Source organism: Streptomyces sp. f51 (genome assembly GCF_037940415.1).
In the GTDB taxonomy this organism is placed as follows: Bacteria; Actinomycetota; Actinomycetes; order Streptomycetales; family Streptomycetaceae; genus Streptomyces.
Genome location: NZ_CP149798.1, coordinates 6,806,816 through 6,829,077 on the forward strand (window position 1 = coordinate 6,806,816; position 22,262 = coordinate 6,829,077).

Here is a 22,262-nt window from a genome sequence, read left to right on the forward strand (position 1 = left end):
CGTCAGTCGACCACCAGGACGAGCTTCCCCGTGGTGCGGCCCGTGTCGCCCAGGGCATGCGCCTTGGCGGCGTCGGCCAGCGGGAAGGTCTCGGCGACCGTGGCCCGCAGCGCGCCCTTCTCCACCAGGTCCGCGACCGCCTCCATGCCCGTACGGTCGGCGTCCACCAGCATGCGCACCGCCCGCACCCCGAGCCGTTCGGCCTCCGCGTAGAACTCGTCGGACCCCACGGGCAGGATCGAGACGACCACGCCTCCGGGCCGCAGCACGCGCAGCGAACGCAGCCCGGTCTCGCCGCCGATCGTGTCCAGGACGACATCGACGTCCCGTACGGTCTCGGCGAAGTCGACGGCGGTGTAGTCGAGCGGCTCGTCGACGCCGATGGAGCGCAGGAAGTCGTGCTTGCCCGCGCTCGCGGTGCCGATCACGTACGCGCCGAGGGCCTTGGCGATCTGGACGGCCACATGGCCGACCCCGCCGGCCGCCGCGTGGATCAGTACGCGCTGTCCGGGCCGGACGCCGGCCCGCTCGGTCAGTGCCTGCCAGGCGGTGAGGGAGACCAGCGGGAGGGCCGCGGCCTGCGTGTGGTCGATCACCGCCGGCTTGTGGGTGAAGGCGCGGGCCGGACCGGTCACGTACTCGGCGTGCGAGCCGTGGCCGAAGGGGTAGGGCAGCATCCCGAAGACCTCGTCCCCGGGCCGGAAGTGGGCGACGCCGATCCCGGTCGCCTCGACCACTCCGGAGACGTCCCACCCGAGGACGAAGGGCGGCTCGCCGAGGAACCCCCCGGTCGCGCGGTGCTTCCAGTCGGTCGGGTTGACGCCCGCGGCCCGTACCCGGACCAGGATCTCGTTCGGTCGCGGCGCGGGCCGCTCCAGGGTCACTTCCTCAAGAACCTCGGGACCGCCGAGGACGGTCTGGCTGATGGCTCGCATGGTGTTCACAGTGCTCATGGTGAACCAGCCTGCCCGGCCGCGCCCCGGCGGAAAATGGCATGATTGCCAATCTTCGATAAGATCGTGCCATGCGAGGTCGTGTCGTGCGGGATCGTGCCGGGGGACGAGAGCGGGAGCAGTCGATGGAGCAGCGGGTGGAGCGGGTGGAGCGGGTCGTGGTGCTGGCGCTCGACGGCGTCTATCCCTTCGAGCTGGGCATGCCGAGCCGGATCCTCGGCGCGGCGGACGGCCGCTACGAAGTGCTGACCTGCACCGTCGACGGCGGTCCTGTCCGCACCGACGCCGACTTCTCCATCACCGTCGACCACGGCCCCGAGGTCCTGCGCACCGCCGACACGGTGGTGATCGCGGCCGTCACCCCGGCCCGGATCGCCGCCGCCCTCACCGACGAGGTGTCCGCCGCGCTCGCGCTCATCCGCCCGGGCACCCGGGTCGTCTCCATCTGCACGGGCGCCTTCGTGCTGGCCGCCGCCGGACTGCTGGACGGACGGCGGGCCACGACCCACTGGCACGTGACCGACGCCTTCCGGCGCATGTTCCCGCGGGTCGACCTGGACCCGGACGTCCTGTTCGTGGACGACGGCGACATCCTGACCTCGGCCGGAGCCGCGTCCGGCATCGACATCTGCCTGCACATCATCCGCCGTGACCACGGCAGCGAGCTGGCCAACAAGGTGGCCAGGCGCTGTGTCGTGCCGCCCCTGCGGGAGGGCGGCCAGGCCCAGTTCATCGAGCAGCCCGTCCCGGAACCCTCGACGGCGAGCACCGCCGCCACCCGCGACTGGGCGCTGGCCCGCCTCGGTGACCCGCTGACCCTCAGCGACCTCGCCGCCCACGCCGGAATGAGCCTGCGCACCTTCGCCCGCCGCTTCAACGACGAGGTGGGGCAGAGCCCCGGCCGCTGGCTCATCCAGCAGCGGGTCGCCCGGGCCCGCCATCTGCTGGAGGCCAGCGATCTGCCGGTGGACCGGATCGCGGGCGAGGTCGGCTTCGCCACGGGCGCCTCGCTGCGCCAGCACCTCCAGGCGACGATCGGCGTCTCGCCGCAGACGTACCGCCGGACCTTCCAGACCACGCGCTGACCCCCGGCCGGTCGAACGAACCTCCGCACCCCGGCGTCGTAGGGGTACGAGCGACGGGTGGAGGAAGTGTGGTGGGGACGCGCAGCGGGATCGTGGCCGCGGTGGTGGCGCTGGCGGGGTTCGCGGCGGCGGCATGCGGCGGGGGCGGGCATGAAGGGGTGGTGGTGACCGGTACGGCCCCGGTCGCCCCGTACACCGGTCCGCTGGACCTTCCGTACACCGCGGGGGGCGACGGGGACGCGGAGCAGAGTTCGGGGGCGGCGGGCCGGGCCCTGGAGTGCGACGGGGCGATCCGGGCGGGGGACGCGGGCGACGCGTGGAGCAAGGGTGACGGCGGGTCGACGCCCGAGGGCGGGCTGAAGGCGTACTTCGACATCTATCAGCCCGAACTGCCGGATCGGGGCTACCGGGTGGAGCGCGTCGAGGGGGACCGCGTCCTGTTCTCGTACGACGTCGGAGGCAGGACCAAGGTCGCCGTCGTCGTCGCGAAGGATCAGCCGCGGCGCCCGGGCTGGGGTCCGGAGACCAGCGCGTCCTGCGACCCCTCCGAGTTCCCGGCGAGCTGGACGAAGGCGCACGGATACGAGATCTGGACGGACCGGGACGGCCGCCGCGTGCCCACCACCACCGTGTCGAGCTCGGCCGGTCCCGAGCACTGCGACTGGCAGAGCGCGCACTTCCTCGACCTGGGCCGGTACGGCCGTCAGTACGCGCGCGATCCGCGCGGGGTCCTCCCGGCCGAGGCCCTCACCAGCGCCTACGAAGGGCACGTCCGCATGCCCGCCGGCGCGCGGGACACCGGCTACCGCTACGGCGACTGGCGGCTCTGGCTGACGCCGGACCGGGCCACGGCGTACGTCAGGACCTCGGACGGGGTGGAGGCGTGGCCGTCGACGACGTCGCGCTTCGGTTGCCTGTGAGCCGCGGGCCGGGCGGCCGCCTTCCCGTCAAGCGCGTCACCTGCTCATGTGCAGGGCGACGAGCAGCTGCCAGACCTCGTCCGCCACGGTGTCCGGGGTGCCCTCCAGCAGGCCGTGCAGCCAGTCCGCGAGGACGCCCGCGAAGGTGGCGGCCACGGCGGAGGCCACGAGGGGCGCGTCCGGTGCTCCGGCGAGCGTGCGCTCGGCCAGGCTGCGGGCCCGCAGGTCGCGGTGCAGCACCAGGCCCAGCGGGCCGCCGCCGCCCGGGCTCAGCAGCGCGCGGTAGAGACCGGCGTGCGGGGCGAGCCCGGTGAAGAAGGCCCGCAGCGCGGGGGGCGCGGACACCGGGTCGGGCCGGCCGCGCCAGGCGTGCAGCGCCTCCACGGCCTCCCGTACGACATCGGCGCAGGCGTCGACCGCCAGCGCCTCCAGGTCGGCGTAGTGCAGATAGAAGGTCGCCCGGCCGACGCCGGCCCGCCGCACCAGCGCGGCGACACCGGTCTCCTCCAGCGGATGCTCGGCGCATTCCTCCAGCAGCGCCTGCCGCAGCTTCGCGCGGGTCCGGGCGGCGCGCGGGTCGTCGGGTGCCGCCGACTGCGTGCCGGGGGTCATCCGGCGAGCAGGACGGCGGCGAGGGCGATCGCCCCCGGCAATGCCTGGGCGAAGAGGATGCGGCGGTTCGCGGTGACCGATCCGTACACCCCCGCGACCACGACACAGCACAGGAAGAAGACCTGCGCGTCGTGGCCAGTCGGGTCGGACGCGATCAGCCCCCACACGAGGCCCGCGGCCAGGAACCCGTTGTAGAGCCCCTGGTTCGCGGCGAGCGGAGCGGTCTCGCGTGCCATCTCGGCGCCGAGTCCGTGCAGCCCGCGCCCGGGCTTCTTCTGCCACAGGAACATCTCCAGCACCAGGATGTACACGTGCAACAGGGCCACAAGCCCCACCAGCACACTCGCGGCCGTCTCCATCGTCACCGGACTCCGATACGCCTCGTCGTTTCTTGGACAGGTGTCCACTATAGCTGGACACCTGTCCAAGAAGCCACGGTCATCCGCTGTCAGGCGTCCGGTGCCGTGTACACCCGTTCTCCTCCGACGTACGTCATGGCCACCCCCGTCTCCTTGATCGCCTCCGGTGGTGCCGCGAAGGGGTCGCGGTCCAGGACGACGAGGTCCGCGAGGGCGCCGGGTCGCAGCGTCCCGGTGTCGTCGAGGTGGTTCACGTACGCCGTTCCCGCGGTGTACGCCGTCAACGCGGCCGTCAGGTCCAGGCGTTCGCCCGGAAGGAACACCGGCCCCGGCTCGTCCGGGCTCACCCGGTTGACCGCGACATGGATGCCCTGGAGCGGGTCGGGGCTGCTGACCGGCCAGTCGCTGCCCGCGGCCAGCCGCGCGCCGGAGCGCAGCAGCGACCCGAACGGGTACTGCCAGGCGGCGCGTTCGGGCCCGAGGAACGGGATGGTCAGCTCGTCCATCTGTGGTTCGTGCGCGGCCCACAGCGGCTGGATGTTCGCCGTGGCGCCGAGCGCCGCGAAGCGGGGAACGTCGTCGGGGTGCACGACCTGGAGATGTGCCAGATGCGGACGGGTGTCGCTCGGCCCGTTCGCCTTCCGCGCCGCCTCCACCGCGTCCAGGGCGTGACGTACGGCGCCGTCGCCGAGCGCGTGGAAGTGGCACTGGAAGCCGAGCGCGTCCAACTCGGCCACGTACGCAGGCAGATGAGACGGATCGATGAAGCTCTTGCCCCGGTTCGACGTGGCGCAGCCGCACTTGTCGAGATAGGGGTCGAGCAGCGCGGCGGTGCCGTTCTCGGCGACGCCGTCCAGCATCATCTTGACGCTGGTCGCCCGGAATCTGCCGTGCTCCAACGCGGCGCGCCGCTCGACGAGTTCGGGGATCTGCTCGGCGCCCCGGGCGCGGTCCCACCACAGGGCGCCGACCACCCGCGCGGTCAGCGAACCGTCGCGGGCCGCCGTCGCGTACGCCTCGGACGGATCCTCCATGCCGACGAAGGTGCCGACGATCGCGTCCTGCCAGGCGGTGATGCCCAGCGCGTGCAGATGCCGCTGGGCACGCAGCAGCGCGGCGAGCCGGTCCGCCGAGGTGGCCGGGGGAGTGAGCCGGCCGACCGCCTGCATCGCCCCTTCCTGGAGCATGCCCGTGGGTTCGCCCGAGGCGTCCCGCTCGAAGCGCCCGTCGGCGGGGTCGGGCGTGTCCCGGGTGACACCCGCGAGTTCGAGCGCGCGGCTGTTGACCCAGGCACCGTGATGATCCCGGTTGGGCAGATACACCGGCCGGTCGGGTACGACCGCGTCCAGGAGCTCCTTGGTCGGCGTACCGCCCGCGAAGGCCTCCATGGACCAGCCGCCGCCGGTGATCCACTCCCGCTCGGGGTGGGCGTCGGCGTACGCGCGGACGGCGGCCAGGGTGTCCTCGGCGGTCCGCGCGCCCGTGAGATCGCACCGGGAGAGCTCAAGGCCCGCCGGGAGCGGGTGGACGTGGGCGTCCTGGAACCCGGGCAGCAGGAGCCGCCCGGCCAGGTCGACGACCTCGGTCCGCGGACCGGCCAGGTCGTGCACCTCGGCGTCGCCGACGGCGGTGATCCGGTCGCCGGTCACGGCCACCGCGGTCGCGGTCCGGCCCTCGGGGGTGAACACCGGGCCGCCGGTGAAGAGAAGATCAGCGTGCATGGTTTCCGTTTCCTTGTCGGGTGGCCGGGCGCTCAGCCGGACGTGGCCAGGAGCTCGGGCGCGTCGGCGTCGGTGCCCCGTCCGGTGGTGAAGTACGCGGACTTGCGGCCCCACTTGGCCCATGCCCCGGCCACGAAGCCCGAGGCGACCATGAGGGTCGGCGTCAGCAGCAGGAACCAGCCGTTGTCCGCGCTGACCTCGAAGTGATCGGTCGAGTCGTAGAAGGACCAGGCGAGATAGCCGCCGAGGCCGAGCAGCGCCACGGCGCTCAGGGCGGGCAGGACCACGGCCCGTATCCCCTCCCACCGGTTCTCGCGCAGCAGTCCGCGGAACCGCGCCGCCGCCGCGAGCGCGATGAGCGCGTACGACAGCGCCACGACGATCCCCACCGCGTTGACCGTCGCCATGATCATGTCGGCGAGCCGGGGGATCACCAGCGAGAGCGTGGCCACCACCACCGCCATCGCGCCGATGAGCAGCGTGCCGGCCGCCGGGGTGCCGTACCGGGCGCTGACCTTGGACCACACGGGCCCGAGCGTACGGTCCCGGCTCATCGCGAACATCCCGCGCGCCGTCGGGATCACCCCGGCCTGGAGCGAGGCGACGGCCGAGAACATCAGGGCCACCAGGGGCAGCGCGGCCAGCGGCTGGTCGGCGAGCCGGTTGCCGAGGAAGGCCAGCCCCTCGGCGCCGTGCCCGGCCAGCTCGTTCTCCGAGAGCACGCGCTGGAAGGCCACCGAACCGAGCAGGAACAGCCCCAGCATGGTCACCAGCGTGATGGTCCCGGCCCGCGAGGCGTCGCGCGGGTCACGCACCTCCTCGTTCACGGTGAAGGCCGCCTCGAATCCCCAGTAGCAGAACACCGACAGCAGCAGTCCCTGGGCCAGCGCCGTCGCCGAGGGGATCTGGAACGGGTCGAACCAGCTCAGGCTGAAGGGGTGCGGACCGGTGACGATGCCGTATCCGCAGAAGCCCAGCAGGACGACGTACTCGAAGACCAGCAGCCCGGCCTGGAGCCGCGCGGCCGTCCTCACCCCGGTGACCGCGGTGAGGGTGACGGCGACGAGGATCAGGACGCCCACCGCCGTGGTCTGGGCGGTCGAGCCCGGATCGAGCGTCAGACCCGACACCTCGTGCACGCCCGCCTGCCCGGCGAGCTGGATCATCGCCGAACCGGTCACCGCCGTGGTGTACGCGAGGAACGCCACGGTGGCCACGATGCTCACCCAGCCGACCAGGAACCCCAGCCAGGGACTGAGTGAACGGCCCACCCACACATAGCCGTTGCCCGCGTTGGGCTCGACCTTGTTCAGCCGCGAGAACGCGCCCGCGATCCCCAGGATCGGCAGGAAGGCCAGCAGCATGATCGCCGGCAGATGCAGCCCGACCACCCCCGCCGTCACTCCGAGGCCGATTCCGATGCTGGTCGTCGCCGCCGTGCTGGAGGCGGCGATGGCGATGCCGTCCAGCACACCCAGCGTCTTGCGCAGGGACGGGGGATCCACACCGTACGACTTCTGCGTCATGGCCTGCTCCGATCACACCCGGGGCCCGATTCCGGCCCGATGACCGGAAATGAAACTGCCCGGGGCCTTAACAGGTCAACGCCGTTGACATAAGGTGCCCGCACCGGAGGAGGACCGCACCCGGGAGACCGCGCACCGCACCGGAGGGAGACCCCATGACGTCCACGCACGACCGCGTCGTCCCGCCCGCCGCCAGGCGGCGCAGACGCCCCACCAAGACCGGTGTCGTCCTCTCCGAGGAACTGATCGTCGAGACCGCGCTGCGTCTGCTCAAGGAGCACGGCGCCGACGCCCTCACCGTCCGCCGCCTCGGTCTCGCCCTCGGCGCCGACCCCAGCGCCCTGTACCGGTACTTCCGCGACACCGACGACCTGCTGCTCGCCATCGCCGACGAACTCATCGGCCGCACCCTGCGGGCCTGGCGTCCCACGGGGGACTGGCGCGCCGACCTCCGGGATCTCGGCCTGCGCATGCACACCGGGTCCCTGGCCCATCCGCAGGCCGCCGTGCTCAGCTCCTACCGCGTGACCGGCCGGGTCCACGAGATCCAGGCGGTGGAGCGGATCCTCGGGGTGCTCCGCGGCGCCGGATTCCCGGATCCCGAGGCCGTACGGATCTACCACGCCTTCGTCGACCAGGCCCTCGCGTTCGCGGCCCTGGACGCCGCGAGCGTCGCCCTGCCCGCCGCCGCCCGCGAGGCCGAGGCCGGCGTGTGGCCCGCGCTGTACGCCCGGCTGCCCGCGGACAGCCACCCGAACATCGCGGCGACCGCGCGCCATCTCGTGCTCGACATGCGGCACAGCGCCTACCCGACGGCGCTCGACATGCTGCTGAGCGCGGCGGCGGCCCGGCTCGCGGAGATCACGCCGGGCGCGTACGCGGCGGGACCCGGGCGCGGGGGCGGTCCGGGCAGCGAGTGAGCCGCTCCCGATCCGCGACGGACGCGCCCGGCCCGTCACACCGGGGGCCGCTCCGTCGTCATACGTACGGAGCGACCCGCCCGCCGCGGTGGCGGGTGTGCCGCCCGTGTGCCGTACCGATGCCGTACGCCGTCGACCAGGAGGCCGTCCGCAGATGAACCCGCCCGTCCGCACCCGCAAGCAGCGCAAGCAGGACACGCTCGACCGGCTGGAGACCGACGTCGACACCTGGGTGTCCACCGCCGACAGCGCCGGGGGAGTGCCCCGGCTGGTGCCGCTGTCCTACCTCTGGGACGGAACGACCGTCCTGCTGGCCACCCCCGCCGCCAGTCCCACCGGCCGCAATCTGAGGGCCACGGGCTCGGTACGGCTGGGCTTCGGGCCCACGAGGGACGTGGTCATGATCGACGGCACCGTCCGGACACTCGAAGCCGAGGAACTCCCGGAAGGGGCCGGAGACGCGTTCGCCGCCCGGACCGGATTCGACCCGCGCGGACTCACCACGCACTACCAGTACTTCAGCGTCACTCCGGTGCGGGTGCAGGCCTGGCGCGAGGCCGACGAGCTCTCCGGACGCGACCTCATGCGGGACGGAGCATGGCTGGTCGCCGACTGAGATTCCCGGACGGGGGAACCCGGAACGGGCAGGGCGGTGGCGGTCGGCTGCCACCGCCCTGTCGTGGGGGCACCAGCACGGGAGCCGCACCGGGACCCGCACGGGACCCGCGACCGAACCAGCAAGGGACTCGCGACGGAACCAGCACGCGAGCCGCGCCAGAACCAGTACGCGACCCGCGACCGAACCAGCACGCCAGCCGCACCGGAACCAGCACGCGAGCCGCGCCAGAAGCAGCAGGGGACCCGCGACGGAACCAGCAAGGGACCCGCGACGGAACCAGCACGCGAGCCGCGCCTCAACCCGCGCGAGCCGCGCCTCAACCTGCGCGGGCCGCGACGGGAACGGGCCGGAACCCGCCAGGGGTCGGAACCCGGCCGGGCCGGGCCCGGCCCGTGGTCGTGGCCGCTCAGTCGCGGCCGGACTTGTCCGGGGAGGGCCACACGCCCGTGGACCGTTCGATGGCCTTCGCGCCCGAGCGGTCCACCGCGCTGCGCACGACGGCGAAGATCGCGCCCTGGAGAGCGGCGGCGAGCAGCACCTCGCCCCAGCCCCGGTCCCGGTCCAGGGCGTCGGGAGCGTCCTCCTCATGACGTATCGCCATCCAGGTCTTCTGGAAGGCGACACCCGCGAGGGCACCTCCGGCCCAGCTCAGCACGAAGCCGATCGGCTTGTACGCCAGGGACAGTTTGCGCTTCTTCTGCTTGTTCGACACGAGGCTCCTTCTCCGCTCCGGAGGCCCCGGACCCGCGGCGGCCTCCTCCCTCCGGGTACGGGTGCCCTGCGTGCCGCCCCCGTACCCCTCGGCCCGATTCTCCCGGCTTGCCCGGTGTGAGGTGCGGGCCCGAGGGAAACCGGCCGGTGTGACTGGTCAAGAGGCGACACAACCGGCGGAAGGGGCCGATCGCGCCGATCGTGCCCCGGCGGCGCGAGGGCGGCGGCGGAAGGACGACGGATCGGACGGCTCCGACAGCAGGACCAGGGTCACCGTGATCGTGGCGCTCGGCGCCAATCTGCTGATCGCCGTGGCCAAGGCGGTGGGCGGCCTGATCTCGGGATCGCCCGCGCTCCTCTCCGAGGCCGCGCACTCCGTGGCGGACAGCCTGAACGAGGTGTTCCTGCTGGCGGCGCTGCGCCGCAGCCGCCGTCCTGCCGACCGGCGGCACCCGTTCGGCTACGGCAAGGAACGGTTCTTCTGGTCACTGCTCGCGGCCGTCGGCATCTTCGTCATGGGCGGCTGCTTCTCCTTCTTCCAGGGCTTCGAGGCACTCCGCAACGGCGCCGACGAATCGTTCGGCGGCTATATGACGGGGATCGCGGTGCTCGTCGTGGCCCTGCTCGCGGAGGGCGCCTCGCTGCTGCGGGCCCTCGTCCAGGCCCGGGGCAAGGCGGGCGACGGCATGCGCGACCCGGCGCTGCGGACGGTCGTCGCCGAGGACGGCACCGCCGTGCTGGGCGTGACCCTCGCGATCGTCGGCATGGTGCTCCACATGGTCACGGGCCAGGTGGTGTGGGAGGCCTGCGCGTCCTTCGCCATCGGACTGCTGCTGGTGTGCATCGCCTTCTGGCTCGGCAGCGACGCCCGCGAACAGCTCATCGGGCGGGCCGTCGACGAGGAGCAGAGCGGCCGGATCCGCGAACTGCTGAAGGCGCAGCCCGAGATCGACAGCGTCGAGGCGCTGCTGACCATGGAGCTGGGCCTCGATTCCACCCTGGTGGCCGCCCGGATCGACCTGGTCCCCGGGCTCGACAGCGAGGAGGTCGAGGAGGTCGCCGTCCGCATCAAGCGCTCCGTCGCCCACACCTTCCCCGAGGCCGACCAGATCTTCCTCGACGTGACCGACGCGGGAGCGGCACGGGCCGCCGCGCGCCGCGGCGGGAGCGTGGCCGGCGACGTCTCCGAGACAGGCCGCCCGACGACGGGAAGCCCCGCCGCGACGGGGGAGCGCGGCGGGGCCTGATCCGCGGGTGCCCGGTCTCGTCCGGTTCATGCGCACGTTCCCGCACACCGGTGTCGCGGACCACCCGGGAGTGCGGGGCGGAGCCGGATCAGCCGGCGGGCTCCAGGACGAAGACGGGGATCACCCGGTCGGTCTTCTTCTGGTAGTCGGCGTACGGGGGATACGCGGCGACCGCCCGCTCCCACCACTGCTCCTTCTCCGCGCCCGTGATCTCCCGGGCCGTGAACTCCTTGCGCTCCGGCCCGTCCTGGAGCTCGACGCGGGGGTCGGAGGTGACGTTGTAATACCAGACCGGGTGCTTGGGGGCGCCGCCGAGCGACGCGACCACGGCGTACCGTCCGTCGTGCTCCACGCGCATCAGCGGGGTCTTGCGGATCTTGCCGCTCTTGGCACCGCGTGTCGTGAGAATGATGACGGGCATCCCGGTGTCCATCAGGGTGTTCCCCTTGGTCCCGCCGGAACTCTCGTACAACTCCACCTGTTCCCGGACCCACTGCGTGGGGCTGGGCTCGTACTCGCCCTCAAGTGGCATGACTTCCGTCCCATCGTCGCGTCGGACTGGTCGTGTCTCGGCACGATTCAACACCAGGGCGGACGCGAATCTTCCGCACCGCGGCCCGTGTGGCCCGCCGCGCCGGGCCGATCCCCCGGTGGGGCGTACCCGGCGTGCACGGGCCACCGGTCCGGGTTCTCATGACGGTGCCACCAGGATCCGTACGGCCAGCAGCATGATCACACCGCTCGACACGAGCCCCGTGACCAGCCGTCCCCGGTGCCCGGTCAGCGTCCGGCCGAGCAGGGCGCCGCCGCCGGCGATCAGGAGCTGCCAGCTCGCCGACGCGGCGAACGCGGCGAGGACGAACACCCCCTGTTCCAGCGGACGTACCGCCTCGGTCGTCCCGCTGCCGAGCACCAGCGCGGCGAAGTAGACGACGGTGGTGGGGTTGAGCAGGGTGATGCCCAGCAGGGTCAGGTAGGCCCGGCCCGGGTGCGGTGGATCCTGTCCGGTCCGCTCGGCGAGCAGGCGTTCGCGGTACGTGCGGACCGCGCCGATCGAGCCCCGGACGGCCAGCACGGCGAGGACGAGCGCGGAGGCCCGGCTCAGCGGGAGCATCACCGGCTGGAGCGCCGCGGCGAGGGCGGCGCCCCCGAGGGCCGCGGCCAGCGCGTACAGTCCGTCGGCCGTCGCGACGCCCAGCGCCGCCGAGGCGCCGATCCGCAGGGACGTACGGGCGGTGAGGGAGACGAGGTAGGTCGCGACCGCTCCGACGGGCATGGCGATGCCATAGCCCGCGAGAAGCCCCGCGACGAGCGCGGCGGTCACGACCGGGGAAGCTCGGGCCTCCGGGGTCGGCCGGGCTGCTGCTGGACCCGCACCGGAAGGACGGTGGCGGAGGTCGGCGGCAGGAAGGCTTCGTTCGTGGACATGGGCAGATGTTCGGGGCGCGGGACGCGTCCGCGCAACCCGTTTTCGGAAGGGGGCTCCCGGGGAGTTCCGGCCACCGCGGGGCGGGCGGGGCGCCGGCCGGGTGCCGACGGGGCGCTGAACCCGGGGGGAACCGGAACCTCGCCCACCGCGCTTCGGCCAGTTCGCGCGGGCGGCTCATCTGGCCGAACTTCACGTGGCCGCATAGATGCCTGGGGCATCTAATGAAGATCGGTAAGAGGGAACCGTCGCTTGCGAGGTCACTCATGACAGAAACCCCCCTGATCCGAGACGTCTCCGCGGACGTCGCCCCGGACACCGCTCCGGTCGCCTTCCCGCAGGACCGGACCTGCCCCTATCACCCGCCCGCCGCCTACGCGCCGCTGCGCGAGGGGCGTCCGCTCTCACGGCTCTCCCTCTTCGACGGGCGGGTCGTCTGGGTGGTCACCGGGCACGGCGCGGCCCGTGAACTGCTCGCCGATCCACGGCTGTCCACGGACCGCACACGGCCGGAGTTCCCCGCGGTCACCGAGCGGTTCGCGGCGGCGCGGAACCGCAGGATCGCGCTCCTCGGCGTCGACGACCCCGAGCATCACGTCCAACGCCGCATGCTGGTACCGAGTTTCACCCTCAAACGGATCGGCGCGCTGCGCCCCGGCATCCAGGAGACCGTCGACCGGCTGCTCGACCGCATGGACCGGCAGGGCCCGCCCGCCGAGCTGGTGAACGACTTCGCGCTGCCCGTGCCCTCCATGGTGATCTGCGCGCTCCTCGGAGTGCCCTACGGCGACCACGCGTTCTTCGAGGCGCAGTCCCGCCGGCTGCTGCGGGGCCCGGCCGCCGCCGACATCGAGGACGCGCGCGACCAACTGGACGCCTACTTCGGCGCGTTGATCGACCGCAAGGAGAAGGACCCGGGGGAGGGGCTCCTCGACGAACTCATCCGCGACCAGTTGCGCGAGGGGAGGGTGGATCGGGAGGAACTGGTCTCGCTGGCGACGATCCTGCTCGTCGCCGGGCACGAGACGACGGCGAACATGATCTCGCTGGGCACGTTCACCCTGCTCCGGCATCCGGAACAGCTCGCGGAGCTGCGGGCCGAACCGGCTCTGATGCCCGCCGCCGTCGAGGAGTTGCTGCGGTTCCTGTCCATCGCGGACGGGCTGCTGCGGGTCGCGGACCAGGACATCGAGATCGCCGGAACGACGATCCGGGAGGGCGAGGGAGTCGTCTTCTCCACGTCGGTCATCAACCGTGACGAGGGAGCCTTCCCCGAGCCGGACACGCTGGACTGGCGGCGCTCGGCCCGGCACGCCTCGGCCCGCCACCACGTCGCGTTCGGCTTCGGAGTCCACCAGTGCCTCGGCCAGAACCTGGCCCGCGCGGAGATGGAGATCGCGCTGCGCTCGCTCTTCGACCGTTTCCCCGGCCTGCGGCTCGCCGTCCCGGCCGACACCGTGCCGTTCAAGCCCGGAGACACGATCCAGGGGATGCTCGAACTCCCCGTGACCTGGTGAGGGGGCGCGCGGCCATGGGCACCGGAATCACGATCGACAAGGACGTCTGCATCGGCGCGGGCCAGTGCGCCCTCGCCGCTCCGGGAGTCTTCACCCAGGACGACGACGGATACAGCACGCTGTTGCCGGGCCACGCGGAGAACGGCGGCGACCCGATGCTGGGGGTGGCGGCGCGGGCCTGTCCGGTGGGGGCGATCACGGTGACGGATCCTCACTAGGCCCTGGAGTGCGGGCACTCGAACGGTGAGCGCGCTCCGGTCCCCGGCGTCCGCCGGGTCACGGGGTGGCGGAGAGCTGTTCGCGGAGCCACGCGGGATCGGGGTTGGTGTGGGGCCGGCCGTCCACGACGACGGTCGGCACCGTCTCGTCGCCGCCGTTCACCGCCCTGACCGCCGCGGCTCCCGCCGGGTCGCGCCAGATGTCGACCCAGTGCACCCGACGGGCCCTGAGGCCCAGCCGGACGCGCAGGCGCAGACAGTACGCGCAGCCCGGCCTCCAGTAGACGACCGGCCGGCCGTCGACCGCGCTGCGCCGCTCCGCCTCAAGGGTGCTGATCGACTTCGGGAAGACCAGGGGCGAGTTCACGGCCGCGAGCAGCCCGAACACCAGCAGGAGCGCCGCGCCCGCACCGAGGTTCCCGTCGACGAACAGCCGCGTCGCGGCGATCGCGCCGCACACCGCGAGCAGGAGCGGAAGGATCCAGGCGCGCATCATGAGGACGCAGGCTACCAACGTGCCGCGAGCCTCCCGTGGGGAGCCGGGAGGTGCGGCGGGCTGCGTACGGCGGAGGCACGGCGGGCCCGAGCGGGGCCGTCACCCGGGGGATCCGGAACCCACAGGGACACCATGCACCAGGAACCGGCCACACCGATAGATCATGGCCGGAACTATTCCACCGCGGCTCACGGCCTCCGGAACAACGTCATCGAGTGGCCCACCTCGTCGATCCGCCTGCTCGTCGTGAGCAGCGCCTTCAAGCGGGCGTCGGCCTTGTCGATCGCGGTGTCGGACACGGCCAGCAGCCCGTGCACCCGGTCCGCGGGGACCGTGCGGGGGTCGGTCGCGTCGATGCCGTACGCGGACGGAACGCCCGCGCCCTTGTAGACGAGCCACACCTTGTCGTGCGGGTAGCGGCTCTCCAGACGGTCGGCGAGCCGGCCCAGGTCCTGGCCCCAGTCGACGTTCGAGTCGTGCAGACGCAGATACGTCTTGTCCGGACCGCCGAACGCCTCGTTCGAGTACGGCAGGTAGTACGGGTAGGCCAGCAGCGAGCTGACGGCGACGAACAGCACCAGCGCCGCCGTCACGGTCACGGACCGCTCGGACCAGGACCGCCGCAGGGCGCCGACCCGCCCCGGCCAGGATCGTCGCGCCGCCTGCGCCTCCGCCTGGGCGGGCGGCTGTGCCTGCGCCTGGGCGGGCGGCTGTGCCTGCGCCCGGGCGGGCCGGTGCCCGCGCACCGCGACCGTGCAGCCCGCCGCGACCGCCAGGAACACCGGTATGAACAGGGCGTAGCGCACGCCGAGGTCGCGGGAGCCCGTCATCGCCGAGGCAAGGAGCAGCAGCGGCGGGATGAGGAGGTAGGGGGCCACGGGGCGCAGCCGGCGTACGGTCAGCAGGGTGAGCGAACCGGCCGTCCACAGGGCCGTCATGCCGAGCGGGGTCTTCACCAGCAGCGCGGCCGGCAGGTAGTACCAGAGCGATCCCCGGTAGAGCCGGCCGAACAGGAACCCCTGCCAGCTCGCGTTCTCGAAGCCGAACTGGACCCGCATCCCGTCCCGGTAGGGCCTCGGCACGGGCAGGTGGTCGATGACGAACGCGCGCAGTCCGTGGACGGCCGGGAGATCCGCGGGCGCCGCCCAGCGCAGCCGGGGGTCGACGGCCAGATACGTCGCCCACACCACGGCGACGACCACCACGGCCATCCCGGCGGCGGCCGCGGCGCCGAGCCCGAGCAGCCGGGCCCCGCGCGCCCGGGTGTCCTCCTCCGGGCCCGTGCCGCGGGCGGAGCGGCCCGCGTGCCACACGGAGGCGACCGCGAGGAGCAGCACCACCGGTATCGCCGGCAGCATGCTCATCTTCGTCGCCACCGCGGCGCCGAGCGCCGTCGCGGACAGGGGCAGATACAGCGCTGGCCGTCGCCTGGCCCGCCACACCAGCCACACCGAGGTCAGCAGAAAACCCGTCGCGGGCACGTCGAGCGTGGCCAGTGAGCCGTGGGCGATGACGTCGGGGGAGAACGCGTAGAGCGCGAGGGCCGTCAACGCGCCGGTGCGGCCCGCGAGTTCACGGGCGAAGGCGAGGACGACCAGGCCGAACAGCAGCGTCAGGACGATCACGGGCAGCCGTGCCCACAGCATCACCCGCCAGGGATCGTTGCCCGACTCGTACAGGACGTGCCGCCCGAGTTCGGTCTGATCGCCCCGGAAGGCGGGGTCGAGGTGCGGGTGGGCGAACAGCATCCCGGCCCCGATGATCAGCTTGCCCAGCGGCGGATGCTCGGGGTTGTAGCTCAGGTCGTGCTGCTGGACGTAGACCGTCGCGGTGCCCACGTACACGGGCTCGTCGATCGTCGGAGTCTGCTCCACGGCCGTACTGACCATGGCGGCGGCCATCTGGACCAGCAGCAGCGCCACGGCCACGACGAACACGGCCCGCCTGTGCGGCCGCAGGCGTCCGAGGAGCGTGTGCGGTTCCACCGCGCCGTTCACGGGCACGTGCTCGGCGTGCCTGCTGGCCAGGAATGTCGGCATGCCCTTTGTTACGTCCGCTCCGTGCGTGCCTGCTCATCGGGCGGCCCGCGGATTCGGGTACGCGCCGAGGCGCCGGCCGGAAGATCCGGCCGGCGCCCGGCAGGGGAGTCACGAGTATGCCCGGCCTTCCGCACAACTCGAGGAATCGTGGGCGGCGGTGTGCGTCCGGCCGGGCGGGCTCGGACTCCTCCGTTCCGGCCCCGCCTCAGTAGGGGGAGGCCGGGTCACGTGGCCCGGCGGAGACCGCCCGGCGCAGGGCGGCCCGCCAGGCGAAGGCCACGGCGAGTTCGACCAGTCCGATCAGGACCATCCACAGACCGAGCAGCCGGGTCAGGGCACGGGCCGACTCGGTCGGCAGGGCGAGGACCACGATGCCCGCGATGACGCCGATCGCCGCCCCGCACAGCACGAAGCCGCGGTGCGGCAGATCCCTGGCGGCGAGCGCGGTGTACGCGGTCAGCACGCCGGAGACGAGCCAGACGATCCCGAGGATCAGGGAGAGGGCGGCGATCGTCTGCATCGGGTGGCGCAGGCACAGGACGCCCGCCAGGACGTAGAGCACCGAGATCAGCAGCGTGGCGAACCGGTTGCCCTGCTCGCGGTGGCCGAAGACGGACACGAACCGGAACACGCCGATCACCAGCAGATAGAGCCCGAGGAGCACCGCGAGGACGTGCAGGGTCTCCTCCGGCCAGACCAGCACCAGGATGCCGGGGATCAGCGTCGCGACGGCCGAGCCGAGGAGCCAGGTCCAGGAGGCGCCGACGCGGTCCAGCAGCACCACGGGGTCGCCCGGGGGCGCGGACGCGGGGCCGCCGGGCCCGGATACCGGTCCGGTGTGCGGTGCCGAACCATGCGATTCCGTCATGGTTCCTCCTCACGCGGTCGAGCGGCCCGGTCGCGGACCGCCGACGGGACGGTGGGTGGATTCCCGGCATCCACGCTCCCGTGCGCGGGCCTTCGGCGGCTCACCCCCGACGGGTGATCCTCGGGTCCCGGTGGCTACCCGGGCAGTTGGCGCATCTCCACCACGCGCAGTCCGAGCGACCGGCAGCGGGCCAGCAGGCCGTAGAGATGGGCGTCGTCGACGACCGGGCCGAACAGGATGGTCTGGCCGGAGATCAGCACGTGGTCCATCTCCGGGAACGCCTCGGAAAGCGTCTCCGACAGATGTCCCTCGACGCGGATCTCGTACTGCATGCGGGGCTCCCCGGCGGGTGGCCCGGGATGGGCGGACGCCACCCGTCCCCACGATCATCCGCCCGCGCGACCCGGCCGCCCTCACCCGCAAAAGGTGAACCTGGGCCCGCGGCGCCCTCCCCCCTTGCTCACGCCTGTCCGAGGGAGGCGGCCGCGGCGCCGTCACCGGGCGGCTTCGCGCGGCCCGCCGGCCCGGTCGGCAGACGCGTCGTCACCAGGAAGCTGGCGAGGGTGATCCCGCCGGCCGCGAGGATCGCCGCCTTCAGACCGTTCAGCTGCGCCGTCGCGTAGGAACTCGTGACCGCGTCGACCTCGGCCGGCGGCAGCCCGGCCTTTTCGGCAGCGGTACGCACCTGGTCGGTGGGCACGAAGCTGATGCCGGCTTCGAGCGCGATGCTCGTCTGCGCACGCGCCTCCTGCGACACGTCCGGGTGCTTCGCCACCTGCGTGGTGAAGGCGTGGGCCAGGGCGCCGACGAGGATCGAGCCGATCAGCGCGGTGCCGAGCGCGGAGCCGAGGTTCTGGGCCGTGAACTGGAGACCGCCGACCTCGCTGCGCTCGGCCTCGCCGACGCTGGACTGCACGACGTTGCCCAACTGCGAGGCGAGCAGGCCCATGCCGACGCCCAGCAGCGCCATGGCCCCGGCGAACTGGGCGTCGTCGATGACCGGGTCGATGGTGGCCAGCAGCCAGGTGATCGCCCCGAGCAGCGTCAGCAGGGCCAGTCTGACCACACGCCGCGGACCCATCACCCGCCCGAGCCGTGAGGCCAGCACCGAGGCCAGCAGCATGGTGACGGACACCGGGAGCAGCCGCAGTCCCGTCTGGAACGCGTCGAATCCCTGCACCACCTGGAGATACAGCGGGATGGCGAAGAACAACCCCAGCAGGATGAGGTTCTGGCTCACCAGGGTCAGCAGGCCCGAGCGCAGGGGCGGCCGGTGCAGCAGCGACAGATGGATCAGCGGGTCGGTGCCGTGTGCCTCCCTGCGGCGCTCCCACTTGGCGAAGGCGGCCAGCACGAGCACCCCGGCGGAGACGACGAACAGGGTCGGAGCGAAGCCGAAGACCGTGAAGGGAGGGTTCTGGGGCTGCACCCATCCCCAGGTACCGCTCTGGAGGACACCGAGGACGCCGAGGCCGAGACCCGCCGCCGACAGGAACGCGCCCACGCCGTCGAGCCGGGGGCGGTGCTCGGGCCGGGGCGACTCGGGGATCGCCCGGCGGACGAGAAGCATCGCGATCACGAGCACGACCTCGCCCGCGAAGACCAGACGCCAGGTGAGGTACGTCGTCACCCAGCCGCCCAGCAGCGGTCCGACCGCGATGCCCGCACCGGCGAGCCCGCCGATGACGCCGTAGGCGACGGCCCGGTCCTTGCCGGTGTAGGACTCCGCGACGAGGGCCGCCATGGCCGGCAGCACCAGGGCGGCCCCGAGCCCCTCCACGACCGACCAGCCGAAGGCGAGCACCCACAGGGTGGGCGCCACCGCGGTCAGGGCCGACCCCGTGCCGTACACGACGAGTCCGACCAGGAACAGCCGCCGGCGCCCGAAGATGTCGCCGAGCCGCCCGCCGGTGGCCATGAAGGCCGCCATGACCAGCGCGTAGAGCGTGATGACGGCCTGGATGGCGGTCACCTCGGTGTCGAAGTCCTCCACCAGCTGGCTGATGGACACGTTCATGACGGAGGTGTCCAGGACCATCAGGAACTGAGCCGTCCCCAGCACGGCCAGAGCGCGCCACTGTCTCACCGGTGACCACCTCATCGATTCGGCCCGCGGGGGCTCGCGCCGGACGGGTGTCCGGCCGGGCTCCGCCCGCACCGCACCTCCATGGCACCCGCAGCACCGCTCCCGCGCCACCCGGGCGACGCGCGGCCGGGACCCGAGTCCGCGTTGCGACATTCCGGACAGCGGGTGACGATCGGTGTACGGGAGATACACCGGGGAGGGAACCGTGGACCCGGACCACATCGGATCGGACGCGTCACCGCCGACGGGAGAGCGCGGAGGCGGGGTCCCGTGGCCGGGCTGCTGACCCCGGGGGGCGACCCCCTGCTCGCCGTCCGGTTCACCGTCCCCGACCTGACGGAGACCTTCGTCCGCAGGCCGCGGCTGGTCGGACGGCTCGCCGAGGGCGTCCAGGGCCCCCTGACGCTGGTCAACGGACCCGCGGGCGCGGGAAAGACACTCCTGGTGGCCCACTGGATCTCCACGCGGGACCGCCCGGACGACGTGGCCTGGCTGACCGTGGAGCACGAGGACACCGGCCCCGGAATCTTCTGGACGTACGTCCTGGAAGCCCTGCGACGGCACGGGGCCGCCGTCCCGGACGACATCGGCAGCCCGTCAAGCCCCGGAGACGTGGACCACTCCCTGCTCACCCGGCTGGCCGCCTGGCTGAGCGAACGCGCGGAACCCGTGATCCTGGTGCTCGACGAGTTCGACCGGGTCGGAGCCTCCGCCGAGGTCGCCGACGAGCTCCAGTTCGTCCTGCGGCACGCGGGCGGCGGTCTGCGCCTGGTCGTCGTCAGCCGTACGGAGCCGCAACTGCCCCTGCACCGCTACCGGGCCGCGGGCGAGGTCGCCGAGGTCCGCGGCGCCGACCTGGCGTTCGTCCCGGGCGAGACGACCGCCCTGCTCGGACGGCACGACATCCGCCTGTCCGAGGACGGCGCGCGGTCGCTGACCCAGTGGACCGGAGGCTGGGCGGCCGGACTGCGCCTGTGCATCCTCGCCGCCCAGCACGTCGACGATCCGGACACCTTCCTCAAGAACTTCGAGGCCGGCCAGAGCACGCTCGCCGACTTCCTCCTGGCCGAGGTCCTGGAGGCGCAGCCGGAGGAGACACAGGACCTGCTCCTGCGGTCGAGCATCCTCGACCAGATCCACCCGGACCTGGCCAACGCCCTGACCGGCCGGGACGACGCGGATCCCCTGCTGGCCAGGCTCCAGCACGCCAACGCCTTCGTGGAGGCGATCGGCCACTCGTGGTACCGGCTGCACCCCCTGTTCGCCGAGATCCTGCGGGTCCACCTCAGGGTCAGACTTCCCGGCATCGAACCGGAACTGCACCGGCGCGCCGCACGCTGGCTGAGCGAGGCGGGACTGCTGGCCGAGGCCCTGCCGCACGCGGCCGGGGCCGGGGAATGGGAACTCGCCGCCGACCGGTTCGTCGACGAGCTGGCCATCGGGGAACTGCTGACCGGACTCGACGCCGAGCGCCTCGACCTGCTCTTCGCCGCCATGCCTCCGGACGCCGCCGGACCGGCCGCCTGTCTGGTGCGCGCCGCCCGCGAACTCGTACGCCACGACGTCGACCGCGGACTGGAGTATCTGCGCCGGGCCGGGGAGAACCTGGGCGAGCAGGGGGCGGACACGGCGGCCCTGCGGCTGAGCCACGCCCTGCTGCGGGTCTGCGCCGCCCGGCTGACCGGTTCCGCGGACCGGGCGCAGGCGGCGGCCGAGGACATGAGGGCGGCGGAACCGGCCCTCCCGGCCGAGCGGCTGGAACGCCACCCGGAACTGCCCGCCCTGATGCTCACGGGCCTCGGATCGGCGCAGCTGTGGGCGGGACGGTTCGAGGCCGCCCGGGCCTCCCTGTCCGCCGCCGCGCGGGTCGACGACGGACCGTCCACGGCCTGTCCCCGGCACGAATCCCTGAGCCGGCTCGCCCTGATCGACCTCCTGTGCGGCCGGCCGGGCCGCGCGGAGTCGCACGCGCGGGCGGCGGTCGCCGAGGCGGACCGCTCCGGTCTGCCGCCCGCCGCCCGGACGGGTGTCGCCGAACTGGTCCTCGCCGCCGTCTGCGTCGACCGCGACGACCTGGCCGCCGCACAGAACCACCTCGACCGGGCGACCGTCTCCGGGCCGGCCTCGCACGATCCCGTCGCGACGGCGGGCCTGGCGCTGCTGCGCTCCCGCCTGCTGCTGGCCAAGGGACATCCGAAGGAGGCGCTGCGCGTCCTCCAGGAGCTGAGACGTCCGCCGCACGGGGTCGAGCCCTCGCCGTGGGTGCGCGACCGGGCCGCGCTGGCCATGTCCACCGCGTACCTGGCCCTGGGCGAACCGCTCGCCGCGGCCGAGGTGCTCACGGAGGAGCGGGCGACCGGGCCCGAGGCCGCGGCCGTCGCCGTCCGGGCCCGGCTCGCGACCGGTGACCGGGAGGCGGCGCGCGCCCTGCTCGACGCGCTCTCCCCCGAGCCGGACGACGGCCCGGGGGTCGTGGTCCGGGTGCTGCTCGCCCGGGCGCAGACAGCGGACGCGCTGGGCGACGACTCCACCGCTCAGCGGCTGGTGGCGCGGGCCCTGCGGACGGCGAGACCGGAGCAGCTGAGGAGACCGTTCCTGGAGGCGGGCCCCTGGCTGCGGAACTTCGTGCGGCACCGGCCCGTACTGGCGCAGGGCCATGAATGGCTCCCCGGGATGTCCGCGGTCCGTGGTGCCGGGCAGGGCGGGCCGCCGGAACGGGAACCGGTGGCCGAGCCGGTGATCGAACCGCTCAGCGAGCGCGAGCAGGAGGTGCTGGAGCGGCTGGCGCAGATGATGTCGAGGGACGAGATCGCCGCCGACCTGCATCTGTCGGTCAACACGGTCAAGACCCATCTCAAGAGCGTCTACCGCAAGCTCGCGGCCACCCGCCGGGGCGAGGCCGTACGGCGGGCCCGCGACCTGCACCTCCTGTGAGCGCG

Annotated in this window: 21 protein-coding genes; 8 read left to right on the top strand and 13 right to left on the bottom strand. The window is 73.0% G+C overall.

Features of this window, described 5'->3' with window-relative positions; genetic code table 11:
• Positions 1-2 precede the first annotated feature (2 nt).
• Positions 3-953 carry an NADP-dependent oxidoreductase gene (locus WJM95_RS29470; RefSeq protein ID WP_339133194.1) on the bottom strand — a complete coding sequence of 317 codons (951 nt, stop codon included), beginning with the start codon at positions 951-953 and terminating at the stop codon, positions 3-5.
• A gap of 125 nt (positions 954-1,078) precedes the next feature.
• Between WJM95_RS29470 and WJM95_RS29475 the strand changes: the two genes are divergently transcribed.
• Positions 1,079-2,038: a helix-turn-helix domain-containing protein gene (locus WJM95_RS29475; protein ID WP_339135926.1), complete on the top strand. Its 960-nt coding sequence runs from the start codon at positions 1,079-1,081 to the stop codon at positions 2,036-2,038.
• Between the two features lie 101 nt (positions 2,039-2,139).
• The gene (locus tag WJM95_RS29480; protein ID WP_339135928.1) at positions 2,140-2,958 is read left to right on the top strand and encodes a hypothetical protein; all 819 of its coding nucleotides are present in this window, start codon (positions 2,140-2,142) and stop codon (positions 2,956-2,958) included.
• A 36-nt stretch (positions 2,959-2,994) separates the two neighbouring features.
• On the opposite strand, the gene WJM95_RS29485 is transcribed toward WJM95_RS29480, so the two are convergent.
• The 4 genes from WJM95_RS29485 to WJM95_RS29500 form a co-directional block, all read right to left on the bottom strand.
• On the bottom strand, positions 2,995-3,570 hold the full coding sequence (locus WJM95_RS29485; protein ID WP_339133196.1) for a TetR/AcrR family transcriptional regulator: 576 nt from the start codon (positions 3,568-3,570) through the stop codon (positions 2,995-2,997).
• Positions 3,567-3,929: a DUF1304 domain-containing protein gene (locus WJM95_RS29490; protein ID WP_339135930.1), complete on the bottom strand. Its 363-nt coding sequence runs from the start codon at positions 3,927-3,929 to the stop codon at positions 3,567-3,569. Before WJM95_RS29490 ends, WJM95_RS29485 begins: the two co-directional genes overlap by 4 nt.
• Positions 3,930-4,018: 89 nt before the next feature.
• Positions 4,019-5,650 carry an amidohydrolase gene (locus WJM95_RS29495; protein ID WP_339133198.1) on the bottom strand — a complete coding sequence of 544 codons (1,632 nt, stop codon included), beginning with the start codon at positions 5,648-5,650 and terminating at the stop codon, positions 4,019-4,021.
• 32 nt (positions 5,651-5,682) lie between these two features.
• Positions 5,683-7,176, bottom strand: coding sequence for an APC family permease (locus tag WJM95_RS29500; RefSeq protein WP_339133200.1), 1,494 nt, complete (start codon positions 7,174-7,176; stop codon positions 5,683-5,685).
• Between the two features lie 155 nt (positions 7,177-7,331).
• On the opposite strand from WJM95_RS29500, the gene WJM95_RS29505 reads away from it, so the two are divergent.
• Together WJM95_RS29505 and WJM95_RS29510 are read left to right on the top strand one after the other, a co-directional pair.
• Positions 7,332-8,096, top strand: coding sequence for a TetR/AcrR family transcriptional regulator (locus WJM95_RS29505; RefSeq protein WP_339133202.1), 765 nt, complete (start codon positions 7,332-7,334; stop codon positions 8,094-8,096).
• Positions 8,097-8,250: 154 nt separating this feature from the next.
• Positions 8,251-8,712: a pyridoxamine 5'-phosphate oxidase family protein gene (locus WJM95_RS29510; RefSeq protein ID WP_339133204.1), complete on the top strand. Its 462-nt coding sequence runs from the start codon at positions 8,251-8,253 to the stop codon at positions 8,710-8,712.
• A gap of 409 nt (positions 8,713-9,121) precedes the next feature.
• Here the strand turns inward: WJM95_RS29510 and WJM95_RS29515 are convergent, their stop codons facing one another.
• A complete protein-coding gene (locus WJM95_RS29515; protein ID WP_339133206.1) occupies positions 9,122-9,427 on the bottom strand; it encodes a DUF4235 domain-containing protein in 306 nt (101 codons plus the stop codon).
• Positions 9,428-9,548: 121 nt separating this feature from the next.
• On the opposite strand from WJM95_RS29515, the gene WJM95_RS29520 reads away from it, so the two are divergent.
• The gene (locus tag WJM95_RS29520; RefSeq protein WP_339133207.1) at positions 9,549-10,673 is read left to right on the top strand and encodes a cation diffusion facilitator family transporter; all 1,125 of its coding nucleotides are present in this window, start codon (positions 9,549-9,551) and stop codon (positions 10,671-10,673) included.
• 88 nt (positions 10,674-10,761) lie between these two features.
• Here WJM95_RS29520 and WJM95_RS29525 read toward each other — a convergent pair whose 3' ends face one another.
• Both WJM95_RS29525 and WJM95_RS29530 read right to left on the bottom strand, forming a co-directional pair.
• Entirely contained in the window at positions 10,762-11,205 is a 444-nt protein-coding gene (locus WJM95_RS29525; RefSeq protein ID WP_339133209.1) for a nitroreductase family deazaflavin-dependent oxidoreductase, read from the bottom strand.
• 159 nt (positions 11,206-11,364) lie between these two features.
• A complete protein-coding gene (locus WJM95_RS29530) occupies positions 11,365-11,997 on the bottom strand; it encodes a LysE family transporter (protein WP_339133211.1) in 633 nt (210 codons plus the stop codon).
• 368 nt (positions 11,998-12,365) lie between these two features.
• Here WJM95_RS29530 and WJM95_RS29535 point away from each other — a divergent pair, with 368 nt between their 5' ends.
• The gene (locus WJM95_RS29535; RefSeq protein WP_339133213.1) at positions 12,366-13,616 is read left to right on the top strand and encodes a cytochrome P450; all 1,251 of its coding nucleotides are present in this window, start codon (positions 12,366-12,368) and stop codon (positions 13,614-13,616) included.
• 14 nt (positions 13,617-13,630) lie between these two features.
• The gene (locus WJM95_RS29540) at positions 13,631-13,834 is read left to right on the top strand and encodes a ferredoxin (RefSeq protein ID WP_339133215.1); all 204 of its coding nucleotides are present in this window, start codon (positions 13,631-13,633) and stop codon (positions 13,832-13,834) included.
• Between the two features lie 58 nt (positions 13,835-13,892).
• Here the strand turns inward: WJM95_RS29540 and WJM95_RS29545 are convergent, their stop codons facing one another.
• The 5 genes from WJM95_RS29545 to WJM95_RS29565 form a co-directional block, all read right to left on the bottom strand.
• Entirely contained in the window at positions 13,893-14,330 is a 438-nt protein-coding gene (locus WJM95_RS29545) for a glutaredoxin domain-containing protein (RefSeq protein ID WP_339133217.1), read from the bottom strand.
• 188 nt (positions 14,331-14,518) lie between these two features.
• Entirely contained in the window at positions 14,519-16,369 is a 1,851-nt protein-coding gene (locus WJM95_RS29550) for a phospholipid carrier-dependent glycosyltransferase (protein WP_339133219.1), read from the bottom strand.
• Positions 16,370-16,574: 205 nt separating this feature from the next.
• Positions 16,575-17,237 carry an HdeD family acid-resistance protein gene (locus WJM95_RS29555; RefSeq protein WP_339133221.1) on the bottom strand — a complete coding sequence of 221 codons (663 nt, stop codon included), beginning with the start codon at positions 17,235-17,237 and terminating at the stop codon, positions 16,575-16,577.
• 134 nt (positions 17,238-17,371) lie between these two features.
• The gene (locus WJM95_RS29560; protein WP_339133223.1) at positions 17,372-17,569 is read right to left on the bottom strand and encodes a hypothetical protein; all 198 of its coding nucleotides are present in this window, start codon (positions 17,567-17,569) and stop codon (positions 17,372-17,374) included.
• Between the two features lie 128 nt (positions 17,570-17,697).
• The gene (locus WJM95_RS29565; protein WP_339133225.1) at positions 17,698-19,323 is read right to left on the bottom strand and encodes an MFS transporter; all 1,626 of its coding nucleotides are present in this window, start codon (positions 19,321-19,323) and stop codon (positions 17,698-17,700) included.
• A gap of 270 nt (positions 19,324-19,593) precedes the next feature.
• On the opposite strand from WJM95_RS29565, the gene WJM95_RS29570 reads away from it, so the two are divergent.
• Positions 19,594-22,257 (top strand): LuxR C-terminal-related transcriptional regulator, encoded by a 2,664-nt coding sequence (locus WJM95_RS29570; protein WP_339133227.1) that lies wholly within the window; start codon positions 19,594-19,596, stop codon positions 22,255-22,257.
• The last annotated feature ends 5 nt before the right edge of the window (positions 22,258-22,262 follow it).